The 26,868-nt window shown below is 64.1% G+C and carries 20 protein-coding genes and 1 pseudogene; 15 read left to right on the plus strand and 6 right to left on the minus strand.

The annotated features are described in order from the left end of the window. The first annotated feature begins 331 nt into the window (after nucleotides 1–331). On the plus strand, nucleotides 332–496 hold the full coding sequence (locus UNPA324_RS31985; protein ID WP_126258786.1) for a Flp family type IVb pilin: 165 nt from the start codon (nucleotides 332–334) through the stop codon (nucleotides 494–496). Nucleotides 497–564: 68 nt separating this feature from the next. On the opposite strand, the gene UNPA324_RS31990 is transcribed toward UNPA324_RS31985, so the two are convergent. Continuing rightward, nucleotides 565–1,548, minus strand: a complete 984-nt coding sequence (locus tag UNPA324_RS31990) for a phosphatase PAP2 family protein (protein ID WP_128918236.1) — start codon at nucleotides 1,546–1,548, stop codon at nucleotides 565–567. A 523-nt stretch (nucleotides 1,549–2,071) separates the two neighbouring features. Between UNPA324_RS31990 and UNPA324_RS31995 the strand changes: the two genes are divergently transcribed. Together UNPA324_RS31995 and UNPA324_RS32000 are read left to right on the plus strand one after the other, a co-directional pair. Continuing rightward, the gene (locus tag UNPA324_RS31995) at nucleotides 2,072–2,770 is read left to right on the plus strand and encodes a M23 family metallopeptidase (protein WP_141937981.1); all 699 of its coding nucleotides are present in this window, start codon (nucleotides 2,072–2,074) and stop codon (nucleotides 2,768–2,770) included. A gap of 266 nt (nucleotides 2,771–3,036) precedes the next feature. Further along, complete coding sequence (locus UNPA324_RS32000) at nucleotides 3,037–3,717, plus strand: TetR/AcrR family transcriptional regulator (protein ID WP_128918234.1); 681 nt, start codon at nucleotides 3,037–3,039, stop codon at nucleotides 3,715–3,717. A gap of 151 nt (nucleotides 3,718–3,868) precedes the next feature. Here the strand turns inward: UNPA324_RS32000 and pyk are convergent, their stop codons facing one another. Continuing rightward, a complete protein-coding gene (gene pyk / locus UNPA324_RS32005; protein WP_128918233.1) occupies nucleotides 3,869–5,305 on the minus strand; it encodes a pyruvate kinase in 1,437 nt (478 codons plus the stop codon). Next, complete coding sequence (locus UNPA324_RS32010) at nucleotides 5,302–5,898, minus strand: DUF1036 domain-containing protein (protein WP_128918232.1); 597 nt, start codon at nucleotides 5,896–5,898, stop codon at nucleotides 5,302–5,304. The genes pyk and UNPA324_RS32010 overlap by 4 nt, the downstream gene beginning before the upstream one ends. A gap of 180 nt (nucleotides 5,899–6,078) precedes the next feature. Here UNPA324_RS32010 and UNPA324_RS32015 point away from each other — a divergent pair, with 180 nt between their 5' ends. The 3 genes from UNPA324_RS32015 (at nucleotide 6,079) to UNPA324_RS32025 (ending at nucleotide 8,703) form a co-directional block, all read left to right on the plus strand. Further along, on the plus strand, nucleotides 6,079–6,390 hold the full coding sequence (locus UNPA324_RS32015; RefSeq protein ID WP_128918231.1) for a DUF1244 domain-containing protein: 312 nt from the start codon (nucleotides 6,079–6,081) through the stop codon (nucleotides 6,388–6,390). Between the two features lie 190 nt (nucleotides 6,391–6,580). Continuing rightward, entirely contained in the window at nucleotides 6,581–6,853 is a 273-nt protein-coding gene (locus UNPA324_RS32020; protein ID WP_008546273.1) for a DUF2312 domain-containing protein, read from the plus strand. 86 nt (nucleotides 6,854–6,939) lie between these two features. Next, nucleotides 6,940–8,703, plus strand: coding sequence for an adenylate/guanylate cyclase domain-containing protein (locus tag UNPA324_RS32025; RefSeq protein ID WP_141937983.1), 1,764 nt, complete (start codon nucleotides 6,940–6,942; stop codon nucleotides 8,701–8,703). A gap of 51 nt (nucleotides 8,704–8,754) precedes the next feature. Here UNPA324_RS32025 and UNPA324_RS32030 read toward each other — a convergent pair whose 3' ends face one another. From UNPA324_RS32030 to UNPA324_RS32040, 3 genes are all read right to left on the minus strand, one after another. Then, complete coding sequence (locus UNPA324_RS32030; RefSeq protein ID WP_246667266.1) at nucleotides 8,755–10,365, minus strand: peptidoglycan L,D-endopeptidase MepK; 1,611 nt, start codon at nucleotides 10,363–10,365, stop codon at nucleotides 8,755–8,757. A gap of 281 nt (nucleotides 10,366–10,646) precedes the next feature. Further along, nucleotides 10,647–12,839 carry a L,D-transpeptidase family protein gene (locus tag UNPA324_RS32035; protein ID WP_128918228.1) on the minus strand — a complete coding sequence of 731 codons (2,193 nt, stop codon included), beginning with the start codon at nucleotides 12,837–12,839 and terminating at the stop codon, nucleotides 10,647–10,649. 347 nt (nucleotides 12,840–13,186) lie between these two features. Then, nucleotides 13,187–14,683, minus strand: coding sequence for a sigma-54-dependent transcriptional regulator (locus tag UNPA324_RS32040; RefSeq protein ID WP_141937987.1), 1,497 nt, complete (start codon nucleotides 14,681–14,683; stop codon nucleotides 13,187–13,189). Nucleotides 14,684–14,810: 127 nt separating this feature from the next. On the opposite strand from UNPA324_RS32040, the gene UNPA324_RS32045 reads away from it, so the two are divergent. From UNPA324_RS32045 to UNPA324_RS32085, 9 genes and pseudogenes are all read left to right on the plus strand, one after another. After that, nucleotides 14,811–16,763: a M3 family oligoendopeptidase gene (locus tag UNPA324_RS32045; RefSeq protein WP_128918226.1), complete on the plus strand. Its 1,953-nt coding sequence runs from the start codon at nucleotides 14,811–14,813 to the stop codon at nucleotides 16,761–16,763. A 196-nt stretch (nucleotides 16,764–16,959) separates the two neighbouring features. Beyond that, the gene (locus UNPA324_RS32050; RefSeq protein WP_141937988.1) at nucleotides 16,960–19,851 is read left to right on the plus strand and encodes a patatin-like phospholipase domain-containing protein; all 2,892 of its coding nucleotides are present in this window, start codon (nucleotides 16,960–16,962) and stop codon (nucleotides 19,849–19,851) included. A gap of 186 nt (nucleotides 19,852–20,037) precedes the next feature. After that, a complete protein-coding gene (locus tag UNPA324_RS32055; RefSeq protein ID WP_018317799.1) occupies nucleotides 20,038–20,190 on the plus strand; it encodes an aa3-type cytochrome c oxidase subunit IV in 153 nt (50 codons plus the stop codon). Between the two features lie 138 nt (nucleotides 20,191–20,328). Then, complete coding sequence (locus UNPA324_RS32060; RefSeq protein WP_141937990.1) at nucleotides 20,329–21,456, plus strand: Re/Si-specific NAD(P)(+) transhydrogenase subunit alpha; 1,128 nt, start codon at nucleotides 20,329–20,331, stop codon at nucleotides 21,454–21,456. A gap of 11 nt (nucleotides 21,457–21,467) precedes the next feature. Beyond that, nucleotides 21,468–21,785, plus strand: a complete 318-nt coding sequence (locus UNPA324_RS32065) for a proton-translocating transhydrogenase family protein (RefSeq protein ID WP_024337650.1) — start codon at nucleotides 21,468–21,470, stop codon at nucleotides 21,783–21,785. 38 nt (nucleotides 21,786–21,823) lie between these two features. Continuing rightward, complete coding sequence (locus tag UNPA324_RS32070; protein ID WP_128918223.1) at nucleotides 21,824–23,221, plus strand: NAD(P)(+) transhydrogenase (Re/Si-specific) subunit beta; 1,398 nt, start codon at nucleotides 21,824–21,826, stop codon at nucleotides 23,219–23,221. Between the two features lie 214 nt (nucleotides 23,222–23,435). Further along, a pseudogene (locus UNPA324_RS32075) lies at nucleotides 23,436–24,237 on the plus strand (alpha/beta hydrolase). A 10-nt stretch (nucleotides 24,238–24,247) separates the two neighbouring features. Next, on the plus strand, nucleotides 24,248–25,669 hold the full coding sequence (locus UNPA324_RS32080) for a sodium:proton antiporter (protein WP_164936106.1): 1,422 nt from the start codon (nucleotides 24,248–24,250) through the stop codon (nucleotides 25,667–25,669). A gap of 50 nt (nucleotides 25,670–25,719) precedes the next feature. Then, nucleotides 25,720–26,817, plus strand: coding sequence for a calcium:cation antiporter (locus UNPA324_RS32085; protein ID WP_141937992.1), 1,098 nt, complete (start codon nucleotides 25,720–25,722; stop codon nucleotides 26,815–26,817). Nucleotides 26,818–26,868: the final 51 nt, after the last annotated feature.

The following is a 26,868-nucleotide window of genomic DNA, read 5'->3' on the forward strand; positions in this document are numbered from 1 at the left end:
CCGACAGGATCACGCTCAAACAACACCCCGAACCGCGACGATCGATTGATCTCGTCGCGCTTCAGCTCGAGCGGGCGGCATTGGATCACGGCGGTCATAACTTCGGGTAAACCTGCAGCACCACGCCGGCTTCATGTCCCGACAATTTAACAGATTGTTTTAGATTCCAATTTACCATCGGCCCACACACGCGATCCGCTCGGTGTTTACGCAGTCGAATTAACTGCGGCGCAATTCTTTGCCCCTACGGTCGGTTCCATGGTCGGGCGGCGCTGGGAAGCCGAAAAGACCAGATCAGTTGTAAGCCTCGTGTACTCATTTGGAGCACTCTATGAAGAACCTCGTTGCGCGTTTCGTGAAGGATGAATCCGGCGCCACCGCCATTGAATACGGTCTGATCGCCGCCGGCATCGCGCTGGCGATTATCACCGTCGTCAACAACCTCGGCAGCACGCTGAACACCAAGTTCACCGCGATCTCGACCGGCCTCAAGTAGAGCCGGACGACCAGAGAATTTCGAGAGCCCCGTCCTTGACGGGGCTCTTTTCTTTTGGACGAGGCTTGTCAGTTCTCCTGGACAATGCTCGCCAGTGCAGCCGACGAAGCGGGCGCTGCAGACCCGTGTGGCGCGCGGCTCCGGTCGAGGCAGAATTTCGCGGCCCAGATCGAGGCTGCCGCAAGGCCGACCCCGGCAGCGACGTCGATGATGTAATGCGCGCCGATCACCGGCGTCGCCGCGATCATCGCCAGGTTGAGTGCGGCCGCGATGCCGCCGAGGCCGCGCACCGGCCACAGCGCCCACATGTAGAGCACCGCAGACGCCGCGTGAAAGCTCGGAAACGAGACGATTCCGGAGAGGGAGAACAGCCGGAGCTCGTGCAGGCTGCCGTCCCGGAGCGCGAGGATATCGCGCAGCTGCCCGGCATAGACCGCGGTGTTGATCTCGGGGAAATGCGCGGCCGGCAGATGCAAGGCATAATAGGTGCCGATCGCAGGCACCACGGCCGAGATCGTGATGGTGACCCCGAGCCCCAGGCCCATCGCGAGCATGAATAATTGCAGCCGCACATAGCGCGCGGTCAGCGCCAGCACGACGGGAACGCCGAGCAGCGGATACTTGATCAGTCCGTAGGCGCGCGCAAGGCCGTTTGCGAGCCAGGGATGATCGTTGACGTAGCGCGCGATCGGTTCCGGATCGAGGCCCAGCGCCCGGTCGATCGCCAGCAGCGCCTGGTCCTGCAGCGGCCAGTTCAGCTTGCCCGCGACGTAAGTCAGTGGTCCGACGATGGCGCAGATGAGGATGAGCTGTCCGATGGCGCCGAGTGAAAACACCAGCTTCGGATCCGCAAGGTCGCCCTTGACGATCCGGTGGCCATAGGCGATCGCGATCAGCGCCGCGGCGATCGCCACGACCACGCCGGAGGCGACCGGCTCGAGACTGAGTCCGGTCGCGGGAAGGCCGAGCGCCAGCAGGGTCCCCATCCCGAGAATCGGAAGCCAGTTGAGGTGGAAAAGCTGCCAGGCGGTCCGGGCGTCCGTGTCGAGCATGGTGTACCGAGATGGAATTGCATTGCCTCCGTACAGTTACGGACCCGCATTAAGATCGCTGTAAGAAGTGTGGTTATCGATCTTACAACCGTGGCGTGGTACTTTTATGTGTTGGTAGCGACCTCTCCTGGTGGCGTCCCACGCATTTGTGCCTCACCCATTTGAATGATTGCTCAATCCTTACTTTCCCGCGGCACCAACCTCATTGAAGACGGATAGATCTGATGAGAACGCGTGTGGCTGCATCGGCTGTTTGCATGCTCACCATTTGCGCGTCGGTATCTCACAGCTCCGAGCTGCAGCTTTTCGCTTGGCCGGTTGCTTGCGAGTTGGGAACGACGTGCTTCATCCAGAACTACGTTGACCATGATCCCTCGGACAAGACCTTGGACTTTCGATGCGGTCATCGAACCTATGACGGCCACGACGGCACCGACATCCGGCTACCCGATCTGGCCGATCAGAGAAAAGGCGTCGAGGTCGTTGCTGCCGCTTCGGGCGCGTTGCGCACACGCGCGACGGCATGGATGACGTATCGGTCAAGGTCGTCGGCAAAGCTGCAATCGCCGGAAGGGAGTGTGGCAACGGCGCAGTCGTCGAACATGAGAACGGCTGGAGCACGCAATACTGCCACATGGCCAAAGGCAGTCTCAGAGTGAAGCCCGGCGACAGGGTCAACTCCGGGCAGGCGCTTGGTCTGGTGGGTCTGTCCGGAAACACCGAGTTCCCACACCTGCATTTCACGGTGAGGCATGACGGGACAGTCGTGGATCCCTTCGCTGAGGGCGCCGCGAAAGGCGAATGCAATTCCGGTCGTTCGTTGTGGCAGCCAACGCTCGACTCCGTTTCGAACTATCGGCCGACCGAGATCATCAATGTCGGCTTTGCTGACCGAGCGGTGACTATGGACGAGATCGAGACCGGAGAGATCAAGCAATCTCTGCCCGGCTCTCATTCTGCCGCTCTGGTTGCGTATGTTCGCGCGATCGGGCTTCAGGCGGAGGACGAGCAAGCCATCGAGCTGAGGTCGCCTGAGGGGCAACTCATCGCGGAATATCGCGCACCGAAGCTGCCGCGAGATCAGGCCCAATATTTCGTCTCGGCCGGAAGGAAGCGCGGAGGCTCCGCCTGGCCGCCTGGCGCCTATACGGCAACTTTTGTCCTTCGCCGAAAAGGTGCCGAGATCGAGCGGCGGTCCTTCCAGGTGGACATCGCGCCATAGCATCTCGTCTCGCGAATCCCAGCGCCCCTGCGGGCGGCATTCCTTTCGGCAAGCAGGGTCCGTGGCGAGGTGGCGCGAGCAAGGCCCAATCAGCCGTCGCGATCAGCGCCGGCGCTGCAGCCGGTCGCCGTGACGCTCCACGCATTTCCCATCTTGTCATCTACCCTGAATAGTTGTTCAGTCCTTGCGGGGCGATTTGCATCTTTGACGTGACGAAGCGTTCGGCCGCAGGGCGTGCGGCTGGCGTGTGGGACAGGAAGCGCGCCATGGTTTATCGGCGGACGCATCAAGTGGTGAAGCGCCTTGCGGCGCGGCGCAGCGCAATTCTGGCGGCGGCGCGGGAGACTGCGGCGGAAGGCGGGATGGCGGCGGTGCAGATCGCGCCGGTCGCGGTCCGGGCCAATGTCGCGGCCGGCACGGTCTACCGTTACTTCCCCTCCAAGGCCGAGCTGATCTCTGAACTCATTGCCGAGGTCTCCCGGGACGAGCTCGCGGCAATCCGGCGGGCGGCCGATGCCGCGCCGGGGCCGTCCTCGGCATTGGCCGCGGCCGTGACAACCGTGGCGGTCCATACCCTGTCGCAGCGCAGGCTCGCCTGGGGCATCCTGGCCGAGCCCGTCGATGTCGACGTCAGTGCCTCGCGCCTGGCCAGCCGGCGCGAGATCGCGGGCGAGATTGCTGGGCGGATCGACGCTGCGGTGCGGGCCGGTCACCTGCCGGCGCAGGACACCGCGCTCGCCGCCACCGCCTTGCTTGGCGCGCTGCATGAGGCCCTGGTCGGGCCGCTGGCGCCCGACAATCTCGATGACCCCGTCAAGATGCGCGATGCGGTGCAGACCGTGACGCTGCTGGCCCTGCGCGCGGTCGGCGTCATGGACGCCCGCGCCAGGGGTCTGGTGGTGCAGCAGACGCTGCTGCCGACGACGAAGACGCTGGTTGGCGCGTAAAATCGGCCGCGCGATCGAGGCGGCGGCCTGATCGCGCTCAGGTCGTTGACGCAACGAGCCTTTTCGCAAAACCCCAGCAAGCTCGCCGGAAGCTCCGGCTACTTTGCATGGGGTTGTTTTTCGATATTTGCGTTGGCCGGGTCGTGGCGACCTACATATTCGCGTCGCCTTCGGGGCCGACCGAGGCGATGCGCACCATGTTGGTGGTGCCGGGGATGCCGAGCGGGACGCCGGCGACGATGATCACGCGCTGGCCGGCGCGGACGAAGCCGTCCCGGAACGCGATCTGGCCGGCGCGGCCGACCATGTCGTCCTGGTCGCGCGCGTCCTCGGCCACCACGCAGTGCACGCCCCAGACCACAGCGAGCCGGCGTCCGGCGGTGATGTTCGGGGTGATCGCCACGATCGGCGGCTTCGGCCGCTCGCGCGCCACGCGCACCGCGGTCGAGCCCGATGAGGTCCAGCAGATCAAGGCGGGCAGGTCGAGCGTCTCGGCGATCTGCCGCGCGGCATCCGCGATGGCATCGCCCGCGGTGGATTCCGGCGCCGGGCGCTGGGCCATGATCACCGAGCGGTAGGTCGGGTCGCGTTCGACCTCCTCGCCGATGCGGTTCATGGTCGAGACCGCTTCGACCGGGAATTTTCCGGCCGCCGATTCCGCCGACAGCATGATGGCGTCGGCGCCCTCGTAGACCGCGGTTGCGACGTCCGAGACCTCGGCGCGGGTCGGGACCGGTGACTGGATCATCGATTCCAGCATCTGGGTCGCGATCACCACCGGCTTGCCGGCGCGGCGCGCCATGCGCGTCATCTGCTTCTGCAGGCTCGGCACGCGCTCGAGCGGCAGCTCGACGCCGAGGTCGCCGCGCGCCACCATCAGCGCATCTGAGGCCTCGATGATGTCGGCGAGGCGGTCGATCGCCTGCGGCTTCTCGATCTTGGCCATGACCGCGGCACGGCCGCGGATCATCTTCTTGGCTTCGAGCACGTCGTCGGCGCGCTGCACGAAGGACAGCGCGATCCAGTCGATGCCGGTGACGAGGGCCGCCTCGAGGTCGGCGCGGTCCTTCGGCGTCATGGCGGAGACCGGCAGGTCGGTGTCGGGCAGGCTGACGCCCTTGCGGTCGCTCATCTTGCCGCCGACCACGACACGCGTCACCGCGTGCTCCTTCGAGGTCTCTTCTGCGATCAGCCGCACCTTGCCGTCGTCGAGCAGCAGCGCGTGGCCCGGCCTGAGTGCGGCCAGGATCTCCGGATGCGGCAGGTGGACGCGCGTGGCATCGCCGGGCGCCTTGTTGGAATCGAGCGTGAAGGTCTGGCCGTTCTGGAGCTGCACCGAGCCTTCGGCGAAGGCACCTAGCCTGAGCTTCGGGCCCTGGAGGTCGACCAGGATGCCGATCGGCCGGCCATAGCTCGACTCGACGTTGCGGATCGTCGCCACCAGCTCGCGCATCTTGTCATGCGGGGTGTGGCTCATGTTGATGCGAAACAGGTCTGCGCCGGCCTCGAACAGGCGGCGAATCATCGCGAGATCTGAAGAGGCCGGTCCCAGGGTCGCGAGAATCTTGATACGGCGAAGACGCCTCATGGCTTATTTCCAGACGGGGGCGGGGCGGCACCTGGCGGGAGGCCGGGTGCGGCGGGGGGCGTACCACCGGGCGGGCTATTGGGCAAACCCGGAACCCCGCCCGGGCCAACCGGACCGGGTAGACCAGGTACGCGTTGCTGCGCCGGCTGTTCGTTGGCGTCGGTCAGCTGCACCGTCCACGCCCGCTGCTCACCGGTGTCGACCTCGAAATAGCCGGTCCGGTCGTAGCCGCGCGCGAGGCAATCCTCGGTGCCGCGGATGGTGAACTCCTTGTCGCGCGAGCACATGAAGGCCTGCCCCGACCACTCGCCGCCGCGATCATAGTCGATCGCGTAGATGTAATAGTAACGGGCGACCAGCGTTCCCCGCAGCAGGGTCTCGCAGGAGCGGGAGGAGATGTTCCACCAGCCCTCGGTGGTCCAGCCCTCGGCGTCCTTGTAGCCGAGCGCAATGCCGACCCGGCTCGAGGTGTTGTTGCAGAGGCGGAAATCCGCGGAGGCCGGGCTGGCGCAAAGGCACAGCCAGGCGATCACCAGCACCGGGACCAACCGGGCGAGCAGACGAAGCGGGGGGAGGGGAGATTCGGCAATCATTGTTGCGGTAGCTATACCAGATCATTGACGATTTGGCGTAGGGCCGGGGAACCGCCCCAAGAGAGCGCAATTCCGTCGTCGGGCCGGTTTGCGCCGGGATATGGCAAAATCTGTGACAGGGCCCACCTGATCCCGTAAGGGTGACCTCCATCGGGTCGGGCCCAAGGGATGAATACAGCTATGGCAATCGACGACAAAACCAGAACGGAGCTCGAGGCGGCCGCTTTCCGGCGCCTGGTCGATCATCTGAAGACGCGGACGGATGTCCAAAACATCGACCTGATGAATCTGGCGGGCTTCTGCCGCAACTGCCTGTCCAACTGGCTCAAGGAAGCCGCCGACGCTCAAGGTGTCGCCATGAGCAAGGATGAGAGCCGGGAGGCCGTCTACGGCATGCCCTATGAGACCTGGAAAGCGAAATACCAGGGCTCGGCCACGCCCGAGCAGCTCGAGACCATGAAGAAGGTCCATCCCCACGGCCACGGGCACTGAGTTCGCGCAAGCCTTGAGTCGCATCACACAACAGCTTTCTTCGCTCTGCCGCAGGAAGGTGTGGGCGCGCTGTGGACGAGCACGATGGTGCCTTGAACGCAATCGGCACCAACCCTAAGGGTTCTAGCCAGCACGCGCGGTGAGGATGCCGGCGTCACCTCGTTTTGCCAGTTTCATTGGGAGTACCTAGATGGCCACCTCCGCCGCCGTCCGCGACGACGAGCCCGCGACGAAATTTGCCAAGGACCAGCTCAAATCCATCATCGAGCGCATTGAGCGGCTGGAGGAAGAGAAGAAGGCGATCTCCGACGACATCCGCGACGTCTATGCCGAGAGCAAGGGCAACGGCTACGATGTCAAGGCGCTGCGCACCATCGTGCGCCTGCGCAAGCAGGACCCGAACGAGCGCGCCGAGGCCGAGACGATTCTCGAGACCTACATGCAGGCGCTGGGGATGATCTGAGGCGTCCCGCCCGGGTGGCGTTGCATCGCATTGGACTTGGGCGAGATCTTTTCATCTGCTAGACTGCTCGGTGAAGGGACCGAGCGATGGATGTGCCGGGACCAGAGCGAAGGCTCGCCGCGGTCCTCGCTGCCGATATGGTCGGCTTTAGCCGACTTATGGAGGTCGACGAGGCGGGTACCCTTGCGCGCCTCAAGACCCATCGGGTCGAGCTGATCGATCCCGCCATTGGTAAGAATCGCGGCGTCATCATCAAGACGACCGGCGATGGCATGCTCGCCGAGTTTCACAGCGTCGTCGACGCCGTGCTATGTGCCACCGAGGTTCAGCGCCGTATGGCGCGGCGCAATGCCGACGTCCCGCCAGCGCGATGGATACAATTCCGTATTGGGATCAATCTTGGCGACGTCATCGTCGATCAGGATGACATTTTTGGTGACGGGGTGAACGTCGCGGCGCGGCTGGAGGCGCTCGCCGAGCCTGGAGGAATCTGCGTTTCAGGCGCGGTGCGCGACCAGCTGGGCGAACGATTGGACGGAGTCCAATTCGACGATCTCGGCGAGCAGACTGTCAAGAACATCGCTCGCCCGATCCGTGTCTTCCGCGTCCGGCTGTCGGAGGGGCTTGCAAGCCTGCCCCAAGCGACAACGGCTGTTGCGCCGACCGTTGGCTCGAAGAAGCCATCCATCGCAGTGTTGCCGTTCGCCAACATGAGCGGCGATCCGGAACAGGAATTCTTCGCGGACGGTCTCACGGAAGACATCATCACCGAGCTTTCGCGCTTCCACGACTTGCTCGTGATCTCCCGAAACTCAACCTTCGTCTACAAGGGCAAGGCCGTAAAGGTCCAGGACATCGGCCGGGAGTTCGGCGTCGACTACGTCATCGAGGGTAGCGTGCGGAAAGCCGGGGGGCGCGTTCGCGTCACCGTGCAATTGATCGATGCCGAAACTGATCGCCATATCTGGGCCGAACGTTACGATCGCGAGCTCCAGGATATCTTCGCGATCCAGGATGAGATGACCCGCGCAATCGTCGCGACGTTGCCAGGCCGCGTGGAAGCGGCAGCACATGACCGCACCAAGCGCAAGCCGACCGAGAACATGCGGGCCTACGAATGCGTGCTGGCTGCAAAGCTGCTGCATCATCGTTCGACCCGCGAGGACAATGCTCAGGCGCAGATCCTGCTCCAACGGGCACTCGCGATGGATCCGAACTACGCCCACGCTCACGCCTGGAAGGCATGTGTGCTCGGCCAGTGCTGGATCTATGGCTGGTGTGCCGACCGTGACGCAACCTTTGAGCAGGTGGCTTCCGAACTCGAGATCGCGCTGGCACTCGACGACAATGATGCGGATGTGCACCGGATCCTTGCCGCGCTCAATCTGACGCGCCACGACTATGAAAAAGCCACCTATCATCAGGAGCGTGCGCTAGCTCTCAACCCGAACTATGACCTTATCGTCGTGCAGCAGGGAGAGCTCCTGACCTGGCTTGGCCTACCGGAGGAGGGCATCGACTGGATCAGGAAAGCGATGCGCCTCAATCCTCATCATCCCGAGCGGTTCTGGAGCCATCTTGGTCGTGCGTATTATTGCGCGGAAAGATACGCCGAGGCTGCCGAGGCGTTTTCAAGGATCACGCGACCCGATCACACTCATCACGCGTTCCTGGCAGCCATATTCGCGCAAATGAACAATGCCGTCGCGGCTGGTGCTCACGCCGCTGAGGTTCCCAAGCGCGAACCTGGATTCTCTGTGGCCGCGTACCTTGCAACCTTGCATTACAAGCGCGCGATCGATCGCGAGCGTCACGAAGCCGGGCTCGTCAAGGCTGGTCTGCCGGCATGATCGATGCGTGGAGGAAACAACAGGCAGGGGAGCTTTGCCGGGTCCAAGCGCTCAGCGCAGCGCGGCAGTCCGCACGACGAACGACGTCGTCTGGAGTTTTGCGGTGGCGCTGCCCGAGAAACTGTCACAGGACAGGCCCTGCATCGGGTCGTCGACAAAACCCATCGCGATCACGGCTTTCGGCTTGACGAAATAGCCGCGCAGCGCCGCCGTATCGAGCTCGCCCATCAGCGTGACCGACATCGCACGGCTGGCGCTCGGCGACAGCATCACGATCTTGAGCCAGACGCTCTCGCCCTTGGCGGCGGAGAGGCGGGTCGCGGTGGCGATCATGCCGTCGGTGCTCTTGCCGACCACCGAGTTGATCTCGGTCGCCTGAGCGAGGCTGCGCGATGCGGGGCGGGCAGAACGGGGGATCGGCGCGGAGGCGGCGACGACATTGGCGCGGTCAACCGGCGAGGCGGCCGGCGCGAAGGCCAGCGCCTGAAGAGCCGAGTTGGACACGCTCGCGGTGGCCTGCGGATCGGTGGCGGCGGCAAGGGCCTGGCGGGCCTTCAATGCGGCCACTTGGGCCGGCGTCGCCTGCTGCGGCGCGGCCGGGATGTCATCCCAGAAGCCGCGGGCATTGATGATGTCGGCCGGGGTCTCCGGCTTGCCGTCAACCGATTTGCCCGCCGCGGGCTTGTCTGCCACCGGCGCGGGCTTCGGCTTGGGCGGCGCAACCAGCTGCGCATCGGCTGAGGCGAGCTGGATCGCAGCGGCGATCTGCGGCTTGGCGCGGGGCGTCGGCACCAGTTCGGCGGGCTTGGCTGCTGCGGCGACGGTCGGTACCGCCGGCTTCGCGGCCGGGGCGGGCGCGCCCTCGTCGTCCTCGTCGCTGGCGGCCGGAGCTGCAGACTTGCCCTTGAATAGCGCGGCAAAGAAGTTTGGTTTGCTGCCGGCATCGTCGCCGCTGCCGCGTCGCTCGATCTCGGCCTTGGCGAACTCATAACCCTTCAGCGGCACGCCGTCGGTCGGCAGATGGACCGTCTTGCCGTCCGGGAAGACGCGGGCGAGCTGGTCATGCGTCATGCGCGGCCAGTGCCGGATGCTGCCGGTGTCCAGATGCACGAAGGGCGAGCCGGAGGTCGGATAGAAGCCGACGCCGCCGCGCTGCAGGCGCAAGCCGGCGAAGCGGATCTGCTCCAGTGGCACGCTTGGAATGTAGAAGTCCATCGCATGTCCCAGCATGTGCTGGCTGAAGCGCGCCACCCCGGAGGAGCGGCGGCGGAGCATGGCGTTGGTGGCGGGGGAGCGGTAGGAGGAGATGATCTGGATCGGCTGCTTCGCGTCGACGTCGCGGTAGACTTCCCAGAGGATGTCGAACAAGTGACGGTCCATGACCGTCTCGTCCTGGGTGCGCCAGTCGCGCAGGAAATGGTTGAGCTGTTTCAGCGCCGCTTCATCGTAGCGGCCGTCGCGCTTGAAGGTGACGGTGAGGTCTTCGCCGGAATGGGTGTGGTGGAAGGAGAGGGTCTTGGTCTCGTTCAGCGCGGCGGCATTATGAACCGAGCCTGCGCCCGCAAGCAGCAATACGGCAGCGAGGCCGATCCGCGAACCGGCCTTCACTCCCGCATGGGACAACGACAGCACAACGAATTGGCGTGCGAGACCAGTCAGCACGTATGAGCCCACCCAGTCGACGAGCGTTCAAATGGACTCTCCCGCCAACCCCGTTAGCAGCGCGAAGAGGATGAACGCTTTCTTAAAGCGAGAAGGTTAATTCGAGGTTGACCTTCCCGCCCCCAAACCAAGTCAGAATACGATCCTAACCGGTTGAGTGTGGCAAAAAAACGCCCGCTGCCCGGATCCAGGTCGACAATGGTTAACGTTAAACGGCCCCATCCATGGGACGGGGCCGTTGATATCGTTGCAGAACTCGGAAAACAGGGGCCGCGAGAGGCTTAACGCGTGAACACCCGCTGGGACCGGCGGCCGACCGGAGCCGGCGGCGGGGTCGGGGCCCCGCCTCCGAACAGCCGCTCGAAGAAGTTCGGGCCGGACGAGCCGAAGCCGCCGCCATTGTTGGCCACCGCCACGCCTGAGGGCAGGGTCGTTGCCGGGCGCGAATAGCTCGGCTGCGAATGGGCCACGACGGCCTCGAGATCCTTGCCGCGATTGTTCTTCAGGATGTTGATCATGGTCGCGTCGCGGCCATAGACGTCCTTGCGGAATTGCAGTTTGCCGGCATCGTCCACGAACGCGGTCTGATAGGTGATGTTGACCGGGATCGGCGTCGGGAATTTCAGGTCGATCTCGCTCTTGCCATACATGCTGCGCACGCGCTCGGGCGTGTATTTCTCGTTCGGCATGGTGATGTTGAGCAGCACCGAGGCGTACTGATCGGGGTTCTGCACGCGCATGCAGCCATGGCTGAAGGCGCGATCTTCCCTGGCGAACAGGTTCTTGTCCGGCGTGTCATGCTGATAGACCAGGAACTTGTTCGGGAAGTTGAAGCGGATGCGGCCGAGCGCGTTGGCTTCACCGGGCGGCTGCGAGATATGCACCGAGCCGTCGCGGTTCTGCTCGAGCTTGAGGCCCATGCGCTGGAGCACGGTCGGGTCCTGCTGAAGCGCCGGCAGGTACTCGTTGTAGACGATCGACGGCGGCACGTTCCAGGTCGGATTGACCGTAATGTACTTCATCGTCTCGGTCAGCAGCGGGGTCGCATGCGTGCCCGGCTTGCCGGTGACGACGCGGGTGGTCCAGACCTGCTGCCCGCGCTGCATCACCTTCAGCGTATAGTCGGGAATGTTGAGGATCACATAGGCATCGCCCAGCGATGGCGCGCCGAGGTCGCGCGGCAGCCAGCGCCAGCGCTCCATGTTGACCAGCACCACGTCGATCTGCTTGTCGCGCTTCGGGGTGTTGAGCGCCTTGACCGTCTTGTCGTCGAGGATGCCGGTCGCCTTCATCTCGGCGCCGCTCTGGAATTTGCGCACGGCTTCGGCGAGCGCGGCGTCATAGCGGGTGTCGCTGGCGTTCTCGGCGAGGCCGAGCTTGGCGCGCAGCTGCGGCACGCGCGGATCTTCCACGACGATCTCAGCCTGCTTCTTGCCGGCCGGGGTGTATTTCAGCGCCGGACCGTCGGCGATCTCGATCACCGGGCCGTTGCCCTGACCGCGAAGCTCCGCGAGCTTGGCCTTCAGCTCCTTGTAGAGCTTTTGCGGCGGGTTGTAGCTGTCGAGCGCGGTGGAGGCGTCAGTTGCGCTCGTGACCTTGGCGAGCACCTCGTTCGGATCGACCGGGTGCTCGGGATAGAGGATGTCGGCGCTGACCTGCGACCAATGCATGCGGCCGCTCTGGGCATGGCGCGCATAGTCGAACATGCTGGCGGTGAGCTTGAGCTCGGCATCGGCCAGCGCATCGGGCGTGGTGGCGCCGGCGAAATCCGGCACTGGATAGTCAGCGGGATTGAGGCCGTCGGAAGCGGCGTCCTTCAGCCGCGCGATCACGCCCTTGGCCGCAGCGGTCAGGCTACCGCCTTGCGTCCAAACCGGCGCGAAGTCGCGTGCGCCATAAAACTTCTCGATCGCCGCGCGCTCGTTCTTGCGGTCGAAATGGCGGGACGTCTTGGCGCCGATAATGTCCTTGAGCTTGTCGGCGACTGGCTGGTCGGCGGCGGGAACGTTGCTCGCAGCCTTCACCGGCTCGGCGGCCGGAGCCGCAGCGGGTGCCGCGGGCGCAGCCGGCGTTGCCGTCGCTGTGTCGGCCTTGGCCGGCTCGGTTTTCTCTGGCTCAGTTTTGGCGGTCTCGCTCTTCGGCGCCTCGGTGGCGGGTGTCGTGGCGACGTCGGAAGGCTTGGCCTCGACCTTGTCCGGGGTGGGGGCGACGTCAGCCTTCACAGGCTCCTTTGCCGGCTCCTTGGCGGAGTCCTGAACGGTGGCGGTGGTGTCGAGCTTGATGTCGGCTGCTGTCGGGGGCGGGACGTTGGCCGGCTCGGGGCGCGGGATCGCAGCTTCGATCGCGAGCTCGGCAGCGCTGCTGCGCGCCTGATCCTGCGCCAGAGCTGAGCTGGCCGACACCGTGAGGAAGGTTGCCGCGACCGTCATCAAGACACGGTCGAAACCCGCACGGTGGTTCAAACAGTCACGCATTGTGTCGCACCCCTCGGGTGAACTGTCCCCCATGGAACAGCTTCGTTATCGCCAATTGAGCTTCGGCTAAATCGCGCCGGCCTCTCGAAAGTTGCACGCCTGCACGCAACGATTCCTACGCAGACGATATACAGGCCCCGGTTTTGCAGCCAGCGCCAACCGGAACAATTCACGCCAAACTGACTTCAAGGGAGCCTGTTGGCAACGGATTGTGCGCTGGCCCCACGCGCTTTTCCCTATGTCTGTCACTTCCAAGTCACGGTTCAAGACGCAACCAAATTCTGTCGTCATGCGAACGGCTTACAGCCGGTCTTGCATCGCCCCGCGAACCTCCGTTCGCATCAAGCTCAGTGCGTCTCCTCGCCGCTTTTCCCGCCATGTCCGGGAACCCCGGCCTCGTCGAGTTTGCGGTAGAGCGTGGACCGGCCGATTTTGAGGCGGCGGGCCACCTCGGACATCTGGCCGCGATAATGCGAGATCGCGAATCGGATGATCTCGTTCTCCATGTCCTCGAGTGCGCGGACATCGCCGGTCGGGGTCAGCATGGCGAGAGTTCCAACGGCCGGGAGCGGCGCGATCGGTATTTCGTTACCTGACACGACCGAAGGGGTCGCCGCCGGCTCGAGCATCAGCGGGGCCGTCGGAATCTCCGCGCCGGAGTACTGTTGCGAGGCGAGCAGAGGGAAATCACTGAGGCCGAGCTGGTCGCCCTCGCTCATCACCACTGCACGGTAGACCGCGTTCTCGAGCTGGCGGATGTTGCCGGGCCAGTCGAGCTGGGCGAGATGCGCCATGGCCTCGCCGCTGATGCCGGTGATCTGGCGGTTCTCCTCGGCGGCAAAGCGCGCCAGGAAATGTCGGAGCAGACGCGGGATGTCCTCGCGCCGAGCCCGGAGCGAGGGAATCGTCAGCGGCAGCACGTGCAGGCGGTAGAACAGATCCTCGCGGAAGTGACCCTGTTTCACCCGCTCCAGCAGCCGGCGATTGGTTGCCGAGACGATACGGACGTCGACCTTGACGGGCTTGCGGCCGCCGACCGCCTCGACGGCGCCTTCCTGGAGCGCGCGAAGCAGCTTGACCTGCGCAGTCAGCGGCAGCTCGCTGACCTCATCCAGAAACAGCGTCCCGCCATGGGCCTCGACGAACTTGCCCATGTGCCGTTCGGTGGCGCCGGTGAAAGCACCCTTTTCGTGGCCGAACAGAATGGATTCGACGAGGTTGTCGGGGATCGCACCGCAATTGACGGCGACGAACGGCTTTGCCTTGCGCTCGCCGCTGCCATGGATGGCGCGCGCGAACATCTCCTTGCCGACGCCCGACTCACCTTCGATCAGAACCGGAATCGCGGAGTTCGCTGCCTTCTGGGCGGCGCGCATGACGCCCGCCATCGCCTCGGCGCGCGTGATGATGTCGGAGAAGGTCAGCCGGCCCTCGCGGCTGTGACGGATGCGCTGCAATTCGCCCTTGAGCGCGGAGGCGTTGAGAGCATTGCGCAGTGAGACCTGAAGTCGCTCGAGGCCCACCGGCTTGACCACGAAATCGGCCGCACCTGCGCGCATCGCCGAGATCACGTTGTCGATGCCGCCATGGGCGGTCTGCACGATGACGGGGACGCTGAGGCCCGCTTCGCGCATTTTGGCCAGTACACCCATGCCGTCGAGGCCGGGCATCACGAGATCGAGGATGACACCGTCGATGGCCGGAGCATCGGGAGCGGTGAGGGCGGCGATCGCGGCGTCGCCGGAATCCACGACGACCGTTTCATAGCCGCATTTCTGCACCATGTTCTCGACCAGCCGGCGGGCTACGGCGTCGTCGTCGGCGATCAAAATACTGGCAGCCATGGTGTTCCCCGCACGCTACTACTATCTGTCTCGAATCGGGGCACTCTGGCCGAAGCCGATTAACGCACTCTTAAACCTTGATGCCCCAGCCCGCCGCCGCGATTGTTGAACACAGGTTTCCCACACAATGAATTCGCGCTCCAAGTCTGCTCTGAACAAGCCTGCTCTCAAGAAGTCTGCCCTCAAGAAGCCCGCTCTCCGCAAGCCTGCCGCCAAGACATCCGCCGTCAAGACATCTGCCGTCAAGAAATCCGCAGCCAAGACAAAGCCCTCCAAGACCTCACTCGCAAAGCCCGCGAGCAAGACCGGTAAGCTTCCGGAGTGGAACCTCACCGATCTCTATTCCGGGATCGATGCGCCGCAGGTGGCGCGCGATCTCGAAAAGATGGATGCCGACTGCGTCGCGTTCGAGACAGACTACAAGGGCAAGCTGGCAACAGGGACAGCAAACGAAGATGGCGGAAAATGGCTCGCGGAGGCGGTGCGACGCTATGAGGCGATCGACGATCTCGCCGGCCGCCTCGGCTCCTATGCCGGGCTTGTCCACGCCGGCGACAGCGTGGACCCTGCGATTTCAAAGTTTTACGGCGATGTCTCGGAGCGATTGACGGCCGCGTCGACGCATCTTCTGTTCTTTGCGCTCGAGCTCAATCGCGTCGATGACGATATTTTGAACCGCGCGATGCAAGCCCCCGAGCTCGCGTACTACCGCCCGTGGATCGAGGATCTGCGCAAGGAGAAGCCGTATCAGCTCGACGACAAGCTCGAGCAGCTTTTCCTGGAGAAAGCGCAGACCGGCTATTCCGCCTTCAACCGGCTGTTCGACCAGACCATCTCCGGCCTGCGTTTCAAGGTCGGGTCCAAGGAGCTTGCGATCGAGCCGACGCTCAACCTGCTGCAGGACCGCGATGGCTCAAAGCGCAAGAGCGCGGCCGAGGCGCTGGCAAAAACCTTCAAGGCCAATGAGCGCACCTTTGCGCTGATCACCAACACGCTCGCCAAGGACAAGGACATCTCCGACCGCTGGCGCGGCTTCCAGGACGTCGCGGATTCCCGGCACCTCAACAACCGGGTCGAGCGCGAGGTGGTGGATGCGCTGGTGGCCTCCGTGCGCGCGGCCTATCCAAAATTGTCGCATCGCTATTATGCGCTGAAGGCGAAGTGGTTCGGCAAAAAGCGGCTGGCCTATTGGGACCGCAACGCGCCGCTGCCGTTTGCCGCGACCGACGTCATCGGCTGGCCGGAAGCGCGAAGCATGGTGCTGACGGCCTATCGCGGCTTCTCGCCAAAAATGGCCGACATCGCCGAGCGCTTCTTCACCGATCGCTGGATCGACGCGCCGGTGCGGCCGGGCAAGGCGCCGGGTGCGTTCTCGCATCCGACCACGCCGTCCGCGCACCCCTATGTGCTCATGAACTATCAGGGCAAGCCGCGCGACGTGATGACGCTCGCCCACGAGCTCGGCCATGGCGTGCATCAGGTGTTGGCGGCGAAGAACGGCGCGCTTATGGCGCCGACGCCGCTGACGCTGGCGGAGACCGCAAGCGTGTTCGGCGAGATGCTGACCTTCCGGCGGCTGCTGGCGCAGACCAAGAGCGCCAAGCAGCGCCAGGCGCTGCTGGCCGGCAAGGTCGAGGACATGATCAACACCGTGGTGCGGCAGATCGCGTTCTATTCCTTCGAACGTGCAGTCCACACCGAACGCAAGAATGGCGAGCTCACCGCGACGCGGCTCGGCGAGATCTGGCTGTCGGTGCAGGGCGAGAGCCTCGGGTCGGCGATCGAGATCAAAGCGGGCTACGAGAACTACTGGATGTACATCCCGCACTTCATCCACTCGCCGTTCTACGTTTACGCCTATGCCTTCGGCGATTGCCTCGTGAACTCGCTTTATGCCGTCTACGAGAACGCGGCCGAGGGTTTTGCCGAGCGCTATCTCGACATGCTCGCGGCCGGCGGCACCAAGCATTATTCCGAGCTGCTGCGACCGTTCGGGCTCGATGCCAAGGATCCCAAATTCTGGGACGGCGGCCTGTCGGTCATCGCCGGGATGATCGACGAGCTGGAGGCGATGGGCTGACAGGGCTAGGTGCATTTCGGTGCCGCAGCGCACAAGCCCGGCCCGCTGACCTGCCTGCCAAGTTGTATGGAACCTGCCCTGAACATTTGAACGTTTGCACGCCGGGGCAGACTAATCGTTGGAGGAGCATTCCGGCTCGAAATACATCTGTGATTGTTGTTCATCGTCGTGGGGATGCTCGGCCAGGGAGGCGAACATGGCCAGGACCGGTGCTCGGGACCCAAAGACAGAGCCCCCAAGGGCGGTCGAACAACAGCAGTCGTGGGGGTGTCAGCACCGGAAGATCGTGAAGCGCGAGCTCGCAGCCATCAACAACCGGCGGCGCGCCGAAGGCATTGAACCTGTCTCCTATCCCGGCGACGAAAAGGCCGTCGAGACGGTTGGCCTTGCCTTCTCGGGCGGTGGAATTCGATCTTCCGCAGTCTGCCTCGGCGTCTTGCAGGCCCTCAATCACCACGGACTCGTCAAGCACATCGACTATCTCTCGACCGTCTCGGGCGGCGGGTACACCGGCTGCTCGTTCACCGCGAGCATGGCACGCGCGCAAAATTTCGTCTTCGGAAGCGGGCCGTCACCCGGAGCCCAGAACGCCAACGAGATCAGCGATACGCCTGCCGTCGGCCATATTCGAAACTACTCGAACTACCTCGTTCCGGCCGGCGCACGCGACTTGCTCACCGGCGTTGCAATCGTCGTGCGCGGGCTCGTCGCCAATCTGAGCCTGACTTTGCCCGTCGTGCTGCTCGTTGCTGTGATCACGATCCTGTCCAACGCCGCACGCTCATCGCTTTATACGACAAATTTCTTCGGGCTAAGCGTCGACGACAGCCAGAGCCTCGGTCCGCTCTCCAGCCTGGGATTGATGCCCGCCTATTTTCTCGTCGGGCTCGTTGCCGCCTTGCTGCTTTTGTTGGTCGGACGCCTCTTCAAAGCCGGGCGGCGCGAGCTGTTTCGCTACCTTGCTGGTCTTGCGTTTGCGATGGGACTCATCTGCGCGATCGCCAGCTGCCTGAACGTCGATCACTTCGGCCTTTCGCTTGCGGCCGTCCTGCTCGGCCTCGTGCTTTTCTTCGGCTGGGCCGTGCTGCGATCGGTTTCGCCGACCAAGGGGGGTGAATTCCGCGGCTATCCGTCGACTGCCGGCGCGACCTATCTCGTTCTGCTTGCCGCCATCTGCTTCTTCGAATTCCAGCCCTTCATGATCGCTCAGATGTTCGAAGTTGCGGAAGCCAGTACGGCTCAGTCCGGCGCCATCGTTGCGGGCGTTGCAATCAAATGGGTCCAGTCGCTCGCGGCCATCACTGCGCCGGTTGCCGCGGCCGTTACGGTGTTCCGGCAGCAATTCGCCGACCTGCTGAAGGGCGCCGGCGCCTCGGACCTGGGCTCACGCCTGCTCGCCCATGTGGCGAAAGCCGCCGTGCTTGTCGCGGGACTGGCACTCCCGCTGCTGATCTGGGTCGGATATCTCTATCTCTGCTATTGGGGCATCGCGAACGACAAGACCCTCGACGCCGTCTATCGTCAATATCCCATGATCGAGGAATGGGGGCCGGTAGGTGTGCAGCCCGCGCTCCCGTCCGCCAGTCTCGACGTCAAGGGCAATGTTCAATTCGACTCGGCGGCGCGTAAATTCTCCGCCGAGATCAGCAACGGCGAAAAGAAGCCAGCCGTCGCGAAGCCGGTGGGACCGATTACGCATATCCCCGCATGGCTGTTTTCGATTGCCTCACTGCAGTCCCCCGACGCATTCAAGTGGTCGACGTACCAGTTTGGCAACAGCGTCAATTTGCGGATGGCGCTATTCTACTTGCTGTCCGGTTCGATCCTGTTCGGCCTGTCGTGGGTTCTTGGGCCGAACGCCAATTCGCTACACCGGCTCTATCGCGATCGCCTCAGCAAAGCCTTCTTGTTCAACCCGCTCTATTACGCCGATGGCGAGCCGTCGCGGAACGAGCCGAGCCTCGATCAGGGGAGGGACTTTCTTCCACTCGACGACGAGAAGCTGAGCGGTCTGCTTCATGAGATCGTCTACGGGGTGGATCGAGCGGGAGCGATGACGATCACGACATCGAAAAAATGCAGCCTGGCCTCCCCGTATCACATCATCAACGCCGCCCTGAACATCCAGGGATCCGACTTCGCCAACCGGAGGGGACGCAATGCCGACTTCTTCATGTTCTCGCCGCTGCACGTCGGCAGCGAGGCGACCGGTTATGCCAATACACGAGCGCTCGAGAAGGTCGTGCCGGACCTCGATCTGGCAACCGCGATGGCGATCTCGGGAGCCGCTGCCTCCTCGAACATGGGGTCGGGTTCGATCCGCTCGCTGACCCCGACGTTGGCCTTGCTCAACGTGCGCCTGGGATACTGGCTGAAGAATCCGCGCTGGGTCTCGACCAAGGACAAGCCGCAGCACCACTCGATCCCTCTGTTTCTATGGTCCGAAATCTCGGGTCGGCTCTACGAGAATGCTGATGCGGTTTATCTGACTGACGGCGGGCACATCGAGAATCTGGGCGTCTACGAGTTGTTGCGGCGACGCTGCAAGGTGATCATCGCCGTTGACGCTGAGGCTGATGCGCCGATGAATTTTTCGTCGTTGGTGACGCTGCAGCGCTATGCGCGTATCGATCTCGGAATTATCATCGACCTGCCCTGGACGCCCATCCGCAACACCACCCTCGAGTGGATGAAGTGCAATGCAGCCAAAACCTCGAGCTCAGCCCTGCGCTCGGCGGGCGGGCCGCACGTCGCCGTCGGCACCATCGACTACGGCGCGGGGGAAAACGGTTATCTCGTCTACGTCAAATCGTCCTTGACCGGAGACGAAAACGACTACATCCGCGACTACGCGCGCCGCAATGACACCTTCCCGCACGAAACCACGGGTGACCAGTTCTTCTCGGAGGAGCAGTTCGAGGTCTATCGTGCGCTTGGCTTTCATATGACGCATGGCTTCCTCGCCGAGGGCGCTGGCGCTGACGCGATCGTGGTCAACGTTCCTGGAGAACGTTGCGCGAAACGAAACTTCAGCGACAGCAAGCTGGAGCCCATCAGGGCAGTCCGCCGCGCGCTCGGCCTGCGCTGATAGGCCTTCGGCTCGTCGCACCCCGGGGCCGCCGCCCAGCGGGTGCCGACCGGCCTGTGCGAATTCCCGGCAATTGGAATTCCAAATGACCTGATTTGCAGGAAAACCGCGCCTGCCTGCCGTTGCCCTGCCCGAAACTTTGCGGTATCCCAGCCTAAGAATTGAACTTTCGACTGGGGACATTCCATGGCTGATCATAGCGAAGTGGCGTACAGCACCGCCGATGGCAACGACTACGTTGCCCACGAGCAGACCTACGAGGGCTTCATCAAGCTGGTGAAGTACGGCACGGCCTCGGTCGCGCTCATCGTGATCCTGATGGCGATCTTCCTGACCTGATCGATCGGCAGCTGCACACGCCAGCGGCAGCAGCTGCCCAGAATATTTGCATCCAAGCCGGTGCTAAAACCGGTATCGAACGCCGCGGGAGTAACGCTCAAGTTTGCGCGCGCGCTGTCCCGCGCCGCCGGAGGACCTATGAAGATCGCCGTTGCCAAGGAAATCGATCCGTCGGAGCCGCGCGTCGCCGCTTCGCCTGATACGGTGAAGAAGTTCAAGGCGCTGGGCGCCGAGATCGCCGTCGAGCCGGGCGCCGGCCTCAAATCGGGCCTGCCGGATTCCGAATTCACTGCGGTGGGTGCCACCGTCAGCGCCGACGCGCTGAAAGATGCCGACATCATCATCAAGGTGAAGCGTCCCGAAGCCTCGGAGCTCGCGCAGTACAAGCGCGGTGCGCTCGTGATCGCCATCATGGATCCCTATGGCAACGAGGCCGCGCTGAAGACGATCGCCGATGCCGGCGTCTCCGCCTTCGCGATGGAGTTGATGCCGCGCATCACCCGCGCGCAGGTGATGGACGTGCTGTCCTCGCAGGCAAACCTTGCCGGTTACCGCGCCGTGATCGAGGGTGCCGAGGCCTTCGGCCGCGCCTTCCCGATGATGATGACCGCGGCCGGCACCGTGCCTGCGGCCAAGGTGTTCGTGATGGGCGTCGGCGTCGCCGGCCTCCAGGCCATCGCGACCGCGCGCCGTCTCGGCGCCGTCGTGACCGCGACCGACGTGCGTCCCGCCACGAAAGAGCAGGTCGAATCGCTCGGCGCGAAGTTCCTTGCCGTCGAGGACGAGGAGTTCAAGAACGCGCAGACCGCCGGCGGCTACGCCAAGGAAATGTCGAGGGAATATCAGGCCAAGCAGGCCGCGCTCACCGCCGAGCACATCAAGAAGCAGGACATCGTGATCACCACCGCGCTGATCCCGGGCCGGCCGGCGCCGAAGCTGGTCAGTGCCGAGATGGTCAAGTCGATGAAGCCGGGCTCGGTGCTGGTCGATCTCGCCGTCGAGCGCGGCGGCAATGTCGAGGGCGCGAAGCCGGGCGAGGTCGTCGACCTCGATGGCATCAAGATCGTCGGCTACACCAACGTCGCGGGCCGCGTTGCGGCCTCGGCCTCCAGCCTCTACGCGCGCAACCTGTTCTCCTTCATCGAGACCATGGTCGACAAGAAAGAGAAGAAGCTCGCCGTCAACTGGGACGACGAGCTGGTCAAGGCCACCGCGCTCACGAAAGACGGCGCCGTCATCCACCCGAACTTCCAGCCGAAGGTTTAAGGAGACCCGCCATGGAGCATGCTGCACAGGTCGTCGACCCCTTCATCTTCCGGCTGTCGATTTTCGTCCTCGCCGTCTTCGTCGGCTATTTCGTGGTGTGGTCGGTGACCCCGGCGCTGCATACGCCCCTGATGAGCGTGACCAACGCGATCTCCTCGGTGATCGTGGTCGGCGCGCTGCTCGCGGTCGGCGTCGGCATGGTTTCGAGCGGCTCGGGATGGGCCCGCGGCTTCGGCTTCGTCGCGCTCATCTTCGCCTGCGTAAACATATTTGGCGGCTTCCTTGTCACCCAGCGCATGCTGGCGATGTACAAGAAGAAGTCGAAGTGAGCGGCCACCTCGGGCTGAAGGATTAATGGGGACCTGAGATGAGCGCCAATCTCTCTGCATTCTTGTATCTCGTGGCGGGGGTGCTGTTCATCCTGTCGCTGCGCGGGCTGTCGAGCCCGGCTTCGTCGCGCCAGGGCAATCTGTTCGGCATGATCGGCATGGCGATCGCGGTCGCCACCACGCTGGCAAGCCATCCGCCGGCCGACGGCCTGGCCTGGCTGCTGGTCATCCTCGCAGTCGCCATCGGCGGCAGCATCGGCGCGGTGATCGCCCGCCGCGTGCCGATGACCTCGATGCCGGAACTGGTCGCGGCCTTCCACTCGCTGGTCGGCATGGCCGCGGTGCTCGTTGCCGCGGGCGCGTTCTATGCGCCCGAGGCCTTCGACATCGGCACTCCCGGCAACATCCATCCGCAGAGCCTGGTCGAGATGTCGCTCGGCGTCGCCATCGGCGCGCTGACCTTCACCGGCTCGGTGATCGCGTTCCTGAAGCTGTCCGCGCGGATGAGCGGTGCGCCGATCATTCTGCCGTTCCGCCACGTCATCAACATAGCGCTCGCCGCGGCGCTGGTGTTCTTCATCGTCGGCCTCGTGCTGACCGGCAGCGCGTTCGACTTCTGGATGATCACCATCCTGGCGCTGGCGCTCGGCGTGCTCATGATCATCCCGATCGGCGGCGCCGACATGCCGGTCGTGATCTCGATGTTGAACTCCTACTCCGGCTGGGCCGCGGCCGGCATCGGCTTCACGCTCGGCAATTCCGCGCTGATCATCACCGGCGCGCTGGTCGGCTCCTCGGGCGCGATCCTGTCCTACATCATGTGCCATGCGATGAACCGATCCTTCATCTCGGTCATCCTCGGCGGTTTTGGCGGCGAGACCGCCGCGGCCGGCGGCGGTACGGGCGAGCAGAAGCCCGCCAAGCTCGGCTCGGCCGACGATGCCGCCTTCATCATGAAGAACGCGCAGAAGGTCATCATCGTGCCCGGCTACGGCATGGCGGTGGCGCAGGCCCAGCACGCGCTGCGCGAGATGGGCGACATCCTGAAGAAGGAAGGCGTCGAGGTGAAATACGCCATTCACCCGGTGGCAGGCCGTATGCCCGGCCACATGAACGTGCTGCTGGCGGAGGCCAACGTGCCCTATGACGAGGTGTTCGAGCTCGAGGATATCAACTCCGAATTCGCGCAGGCCGACATCGCCTTCGTGATCGGCGCCAACGACGTCACCAACCCCGCGGCCGAAGAGGACAAGACCTCGCCGATCTACGGCATGCCCGTGCTGCAGGTCTGGAAGGCCGGCACGGTGATGTTCATCAAGCGCTCGCTCGCCTCCGGTTATGCCGGTATCGACAATCCGCTGTTCTATCGCGACAACACCATGATGCTGCTCGGCGACGCCAAGAAGGTCACCGAGAACATCGTCAAGGCGATGTAGCGCGCGGAAGAAGCGGACCGTGGCCCTGAACAAGGAGTGGCACCGGTCCCATCGCATGCCGCCCAAGGCGACGCGCGAGCAGCGCCTCAAATGGCACGCCGCCCACAAGGCGGCGTGCGGCTGTCGCGACGTACCGGCAAGCCTTCGGCCTGACGTCATGAAATTGCTGCGGAGCCGTCGCAAGTCCTGAGTTCAAACCGGGGCCGGCCGCGCAATGATCACCATCGCCAAATGGACCATCGTCCTGCTCGCGACCGTTTATCTCGCCGGGCTCGTCGTGCTGTATGTCCGGCAGCGCGAGATGCTGTTCCCCATACCGACTGCCAGGCGGACCTCTCCTGATGCGGCGGATTGTCCCGAGGCGGAGGAGCACGTCCTGACCCACATCGGACGGCGAGAAGGTCATCGCCTGGCACGTGCCGGCAAGGGCCGGCCGTCCCGTGATCCTGTACTTCCCGGGCAATGGCGACTTTCTTGCCGGTCGTGTCAGCCGCTTCAAGGCGATGATTGCTGACGGCACCGGCCTCGTCGCGCTGTCCTATCGCGGCTATGCCGGCTCGAGCGGCGCGCCGAGCGAGCAGGGCTTGCTGCGCGATGCCGCCGCTGCCTACGCCTTCACCACCACCCGCTACGAGGCGGAACGAATCGTCGCCTGGGGCTTTTCGCTCGGGACGGGCGTGGCGGTCGGGCTCGCCACCGAACACGCCATCGGCAAATTGGTCCTGGAGGCGCCGTACACCTCGACGGCCGACATTGCCGCATTGGCATTCCGGTACGTGCCGGTGCGCCTTCTCATGCGCGACCAGTTTCGCTCCGACGAACGGATCGCACGCGTCACGGTGCCGCTGTTGGTGATGCATGGCACCAATGATCTTGCCATTTCGATCCTGTTCGGGGAGCGTCTGTTCGCGCTCGCGCATGAACCGAAGCAGTTCGTTCGCTTTGCGGGCGGCGGACATGACAATCTCGATAGTTTCGGTGCGGTCGAAACGGCAAGGCGCTTCATTGGATATTAAACGACCTGTCATGCGGCTCCGGGGCGTCTGCCTCGTCGCCATCCTCACCTTGTTGCCGCAGCAGGCATGGGCCGCAACCGGGCTCGATGGTGCGGCGATGCGCTGGCCCTATGCGCTGCCCTTTGCCGGCCTGTTGCTGTCGATCGCGCTGGGGCCGCTGTTGCTTCCGAAGATCTGGCACCATCATTACGGCAAGATCGCCGCTGCCTGGTCGCTGGCGGCGCTCGTCGCGCTCGTGATCTTTGCCGGCAGCATGGCGACGCTGGCGGCGCTCGTTCACGCCATGCTCGCCGAATATCTCGGCTTCATCGTGCTGCTGTTCTCGCTCTATGTCGTGGCCGGCGGCATTCTCATTACCGGCGACATCAAGGCCACGCCGGCGACCAATGTTGGCATCCTCGCGCTCGGCACGCTGGGTGCGAGCATCGTCGGCACCACGGGGGCCGCGATGATCCTGATTCGTCCACTGATCCGAGCCAACCGGCCGCGGCGCCACAACGCCCATGTCATCGTCTTCTTCATCATCCTGGTTGCCAATGTCGGCGGCGCGTTGAGCCCGCTCGGCGATCCTCCGCTGTTCGTCGGCTTCCTGCACGGCATCGACTTCTTCTGGACCACACGGACCATCTGGCTGCAGACCGCGCTCGTGGCCGGATTGCTGCTCGCGATCTTCGCCGCCATCGACGTCTGGCGCTTCCGCAGCGAGCCTTTGCTCGGGGAGGCCGGCCCCGCCAAGCCGGTCCGCATCCGCGGCCTCGTCAATCTCGCGCTGATAGCTGCCATCGTCGCGAGCCTGCTGATGTCGGCGATGTGGAAGCCCGGCATTGCCTTCGATGTTCTCGGAACGAAGCTCGAGCTGGAGGATATCGCGCGCAATTTGGCGCTGCTGGCCATTGCGGCGCTGTCAGTGTGGCTGACGCCGGACGAGCACAGGCTGGCCAACGGCTTCACCTGGGAGCCGATCCGCGAGGTCGCAAAGCTGTTCGCGGGCATCTTCGTCGCCATCATTCCGGTCATTGCCATGCTCAACGCCGGTCACCACGGCGCCTTCGCGGGGCTATTGGCAGCCGTGACGGCACCGGACGGCACGCCGCGCGAGGTCGCCTATTTCTGGTTTACCGGATTGATGTCGGCGTTCCTCGACAATGCGCCGACCTATCTGTTGTTTTTCCAGCTCGCCGGCGGCGATGCCCAAACGCTGATGCACGAGATGTCGGGCACGCTCGCTTCCATCTCGATGGGAGCGGTCTACATGGGAGCGCTGACCTATATCGGCAACGCGCCGAACTTCATGGTGAGCAGCATCGCCAGCGAGAACGGCATCGAGATGCCGAGCTTCTTCGGTTATCTCCTGCGGGCCGGTGCCGTGCTGATCCCGCTGTTCCTGCTGCTGACCTTGCTGCCGGTCGCGCCGATCCTGCGCTGGCATTGAATCTGCCGGCCGATTTGCTACTGCTCGGCTGAAACGATTGGAGCCGGTGGATGAGCGCGCATAATCCGATGCCCCGGTCGGCCTGGATCTTTCCGGCGCTGGCCGTGCTGTTGTTCGCAGCCGTCAGCGCGACGAACTACGTGTTCACGCTCTCGCTGAGCGGGCTCGTCTTCGCGACCGTGCTGCTCGTCATCCTGTTCGGCACGGTGTTCGCTGCGGTTCATCATGCCGAAGTGATCGCCGAACGGGTCGGCGAGCCCTACGGCACGCTGGTGCTGACGCTCTCGGTGACCATCATCGAGGTGGCGCTGATCACCACGATCATGCTGGGTGACAAGCCCGCGCCGGAACTGGCGCGCGACACGGTGTTCGCCGTGGTCATGATCGTCTGCAATGGCCTCGTCGGGCTCTGCATCTTCATCGGCGGCCTGCGCTATCGCGAGCAGGGTTTTCAGCTCTCCGGCGCCAACGTCTATCTCAGCGTCCTGTTCGCGCTGGCGACCATCACGCTGATCATGCCGAACTACACGACCAGCACGCCCGGGCCGGTCTATTCGGCAGCGCAACTCGGTTTCGTCGACGTGGTCACGCTCGCGCTGTACGGGGTATTTCTCTACACCCAGACGGTCCTGCACAAGGATTACTTCGTCCATGAACGGGCGGACGGGGACAGCGGAGAGCTGCACCTGCCGGGCGGGATGTTCGTGCTCAGCGTCGTGCTGCTGCTGATTGCGCTGCTGGCGGTGGTGCTGCTCGCCAAGAAGTTCTCGCTGGTGGTCGATGCCGTTGCGGTCAAGATCGGCGCGCCTCCGGCCTATGCCGGCCTTCTGGTCGCGCTCCTGATCCTGATGCCGGAAGGCGTTGCGGCCGTAGCTGCGGCCCGCAAGAACGACCTGCAGAAGAGCATCAACCTCGCGCTCGGCTCGTCGCTCGCCACCATCGGGCTGACGATCCCGGCCGTCGGCGTCGCCACCTACGCGCTCGACAAGGAGCTCGAACTCGGCCTCAGCGCCCAGGGCAGCGTGCTTTTGCTCCTGACCTTCTTCCTGAGCATGCTGACCTTCGGCACGGGCAGAACAAACGTCCTGTTCGGGCTGGTCCATATGGTGGTATTTGCCGTCTACGTGTTCATGGTTTTCGTGCCCTGACCCACTTTGCGCGTCCGCGGCCCTACAGGGTCCGGGTCGCGCCCCAGGAGA

Source organism: Bradyrhizobium sp. UNPA324, from assembly GCF_006658635.1.
GTDB classification, from domain to species: Bacteria; Pseudomonadota; Alphaproteobacteria; order Rhizobiales; family Xanthobacteraceae; genus Bradyrhizobium; species Bradyrhizobium nanningense.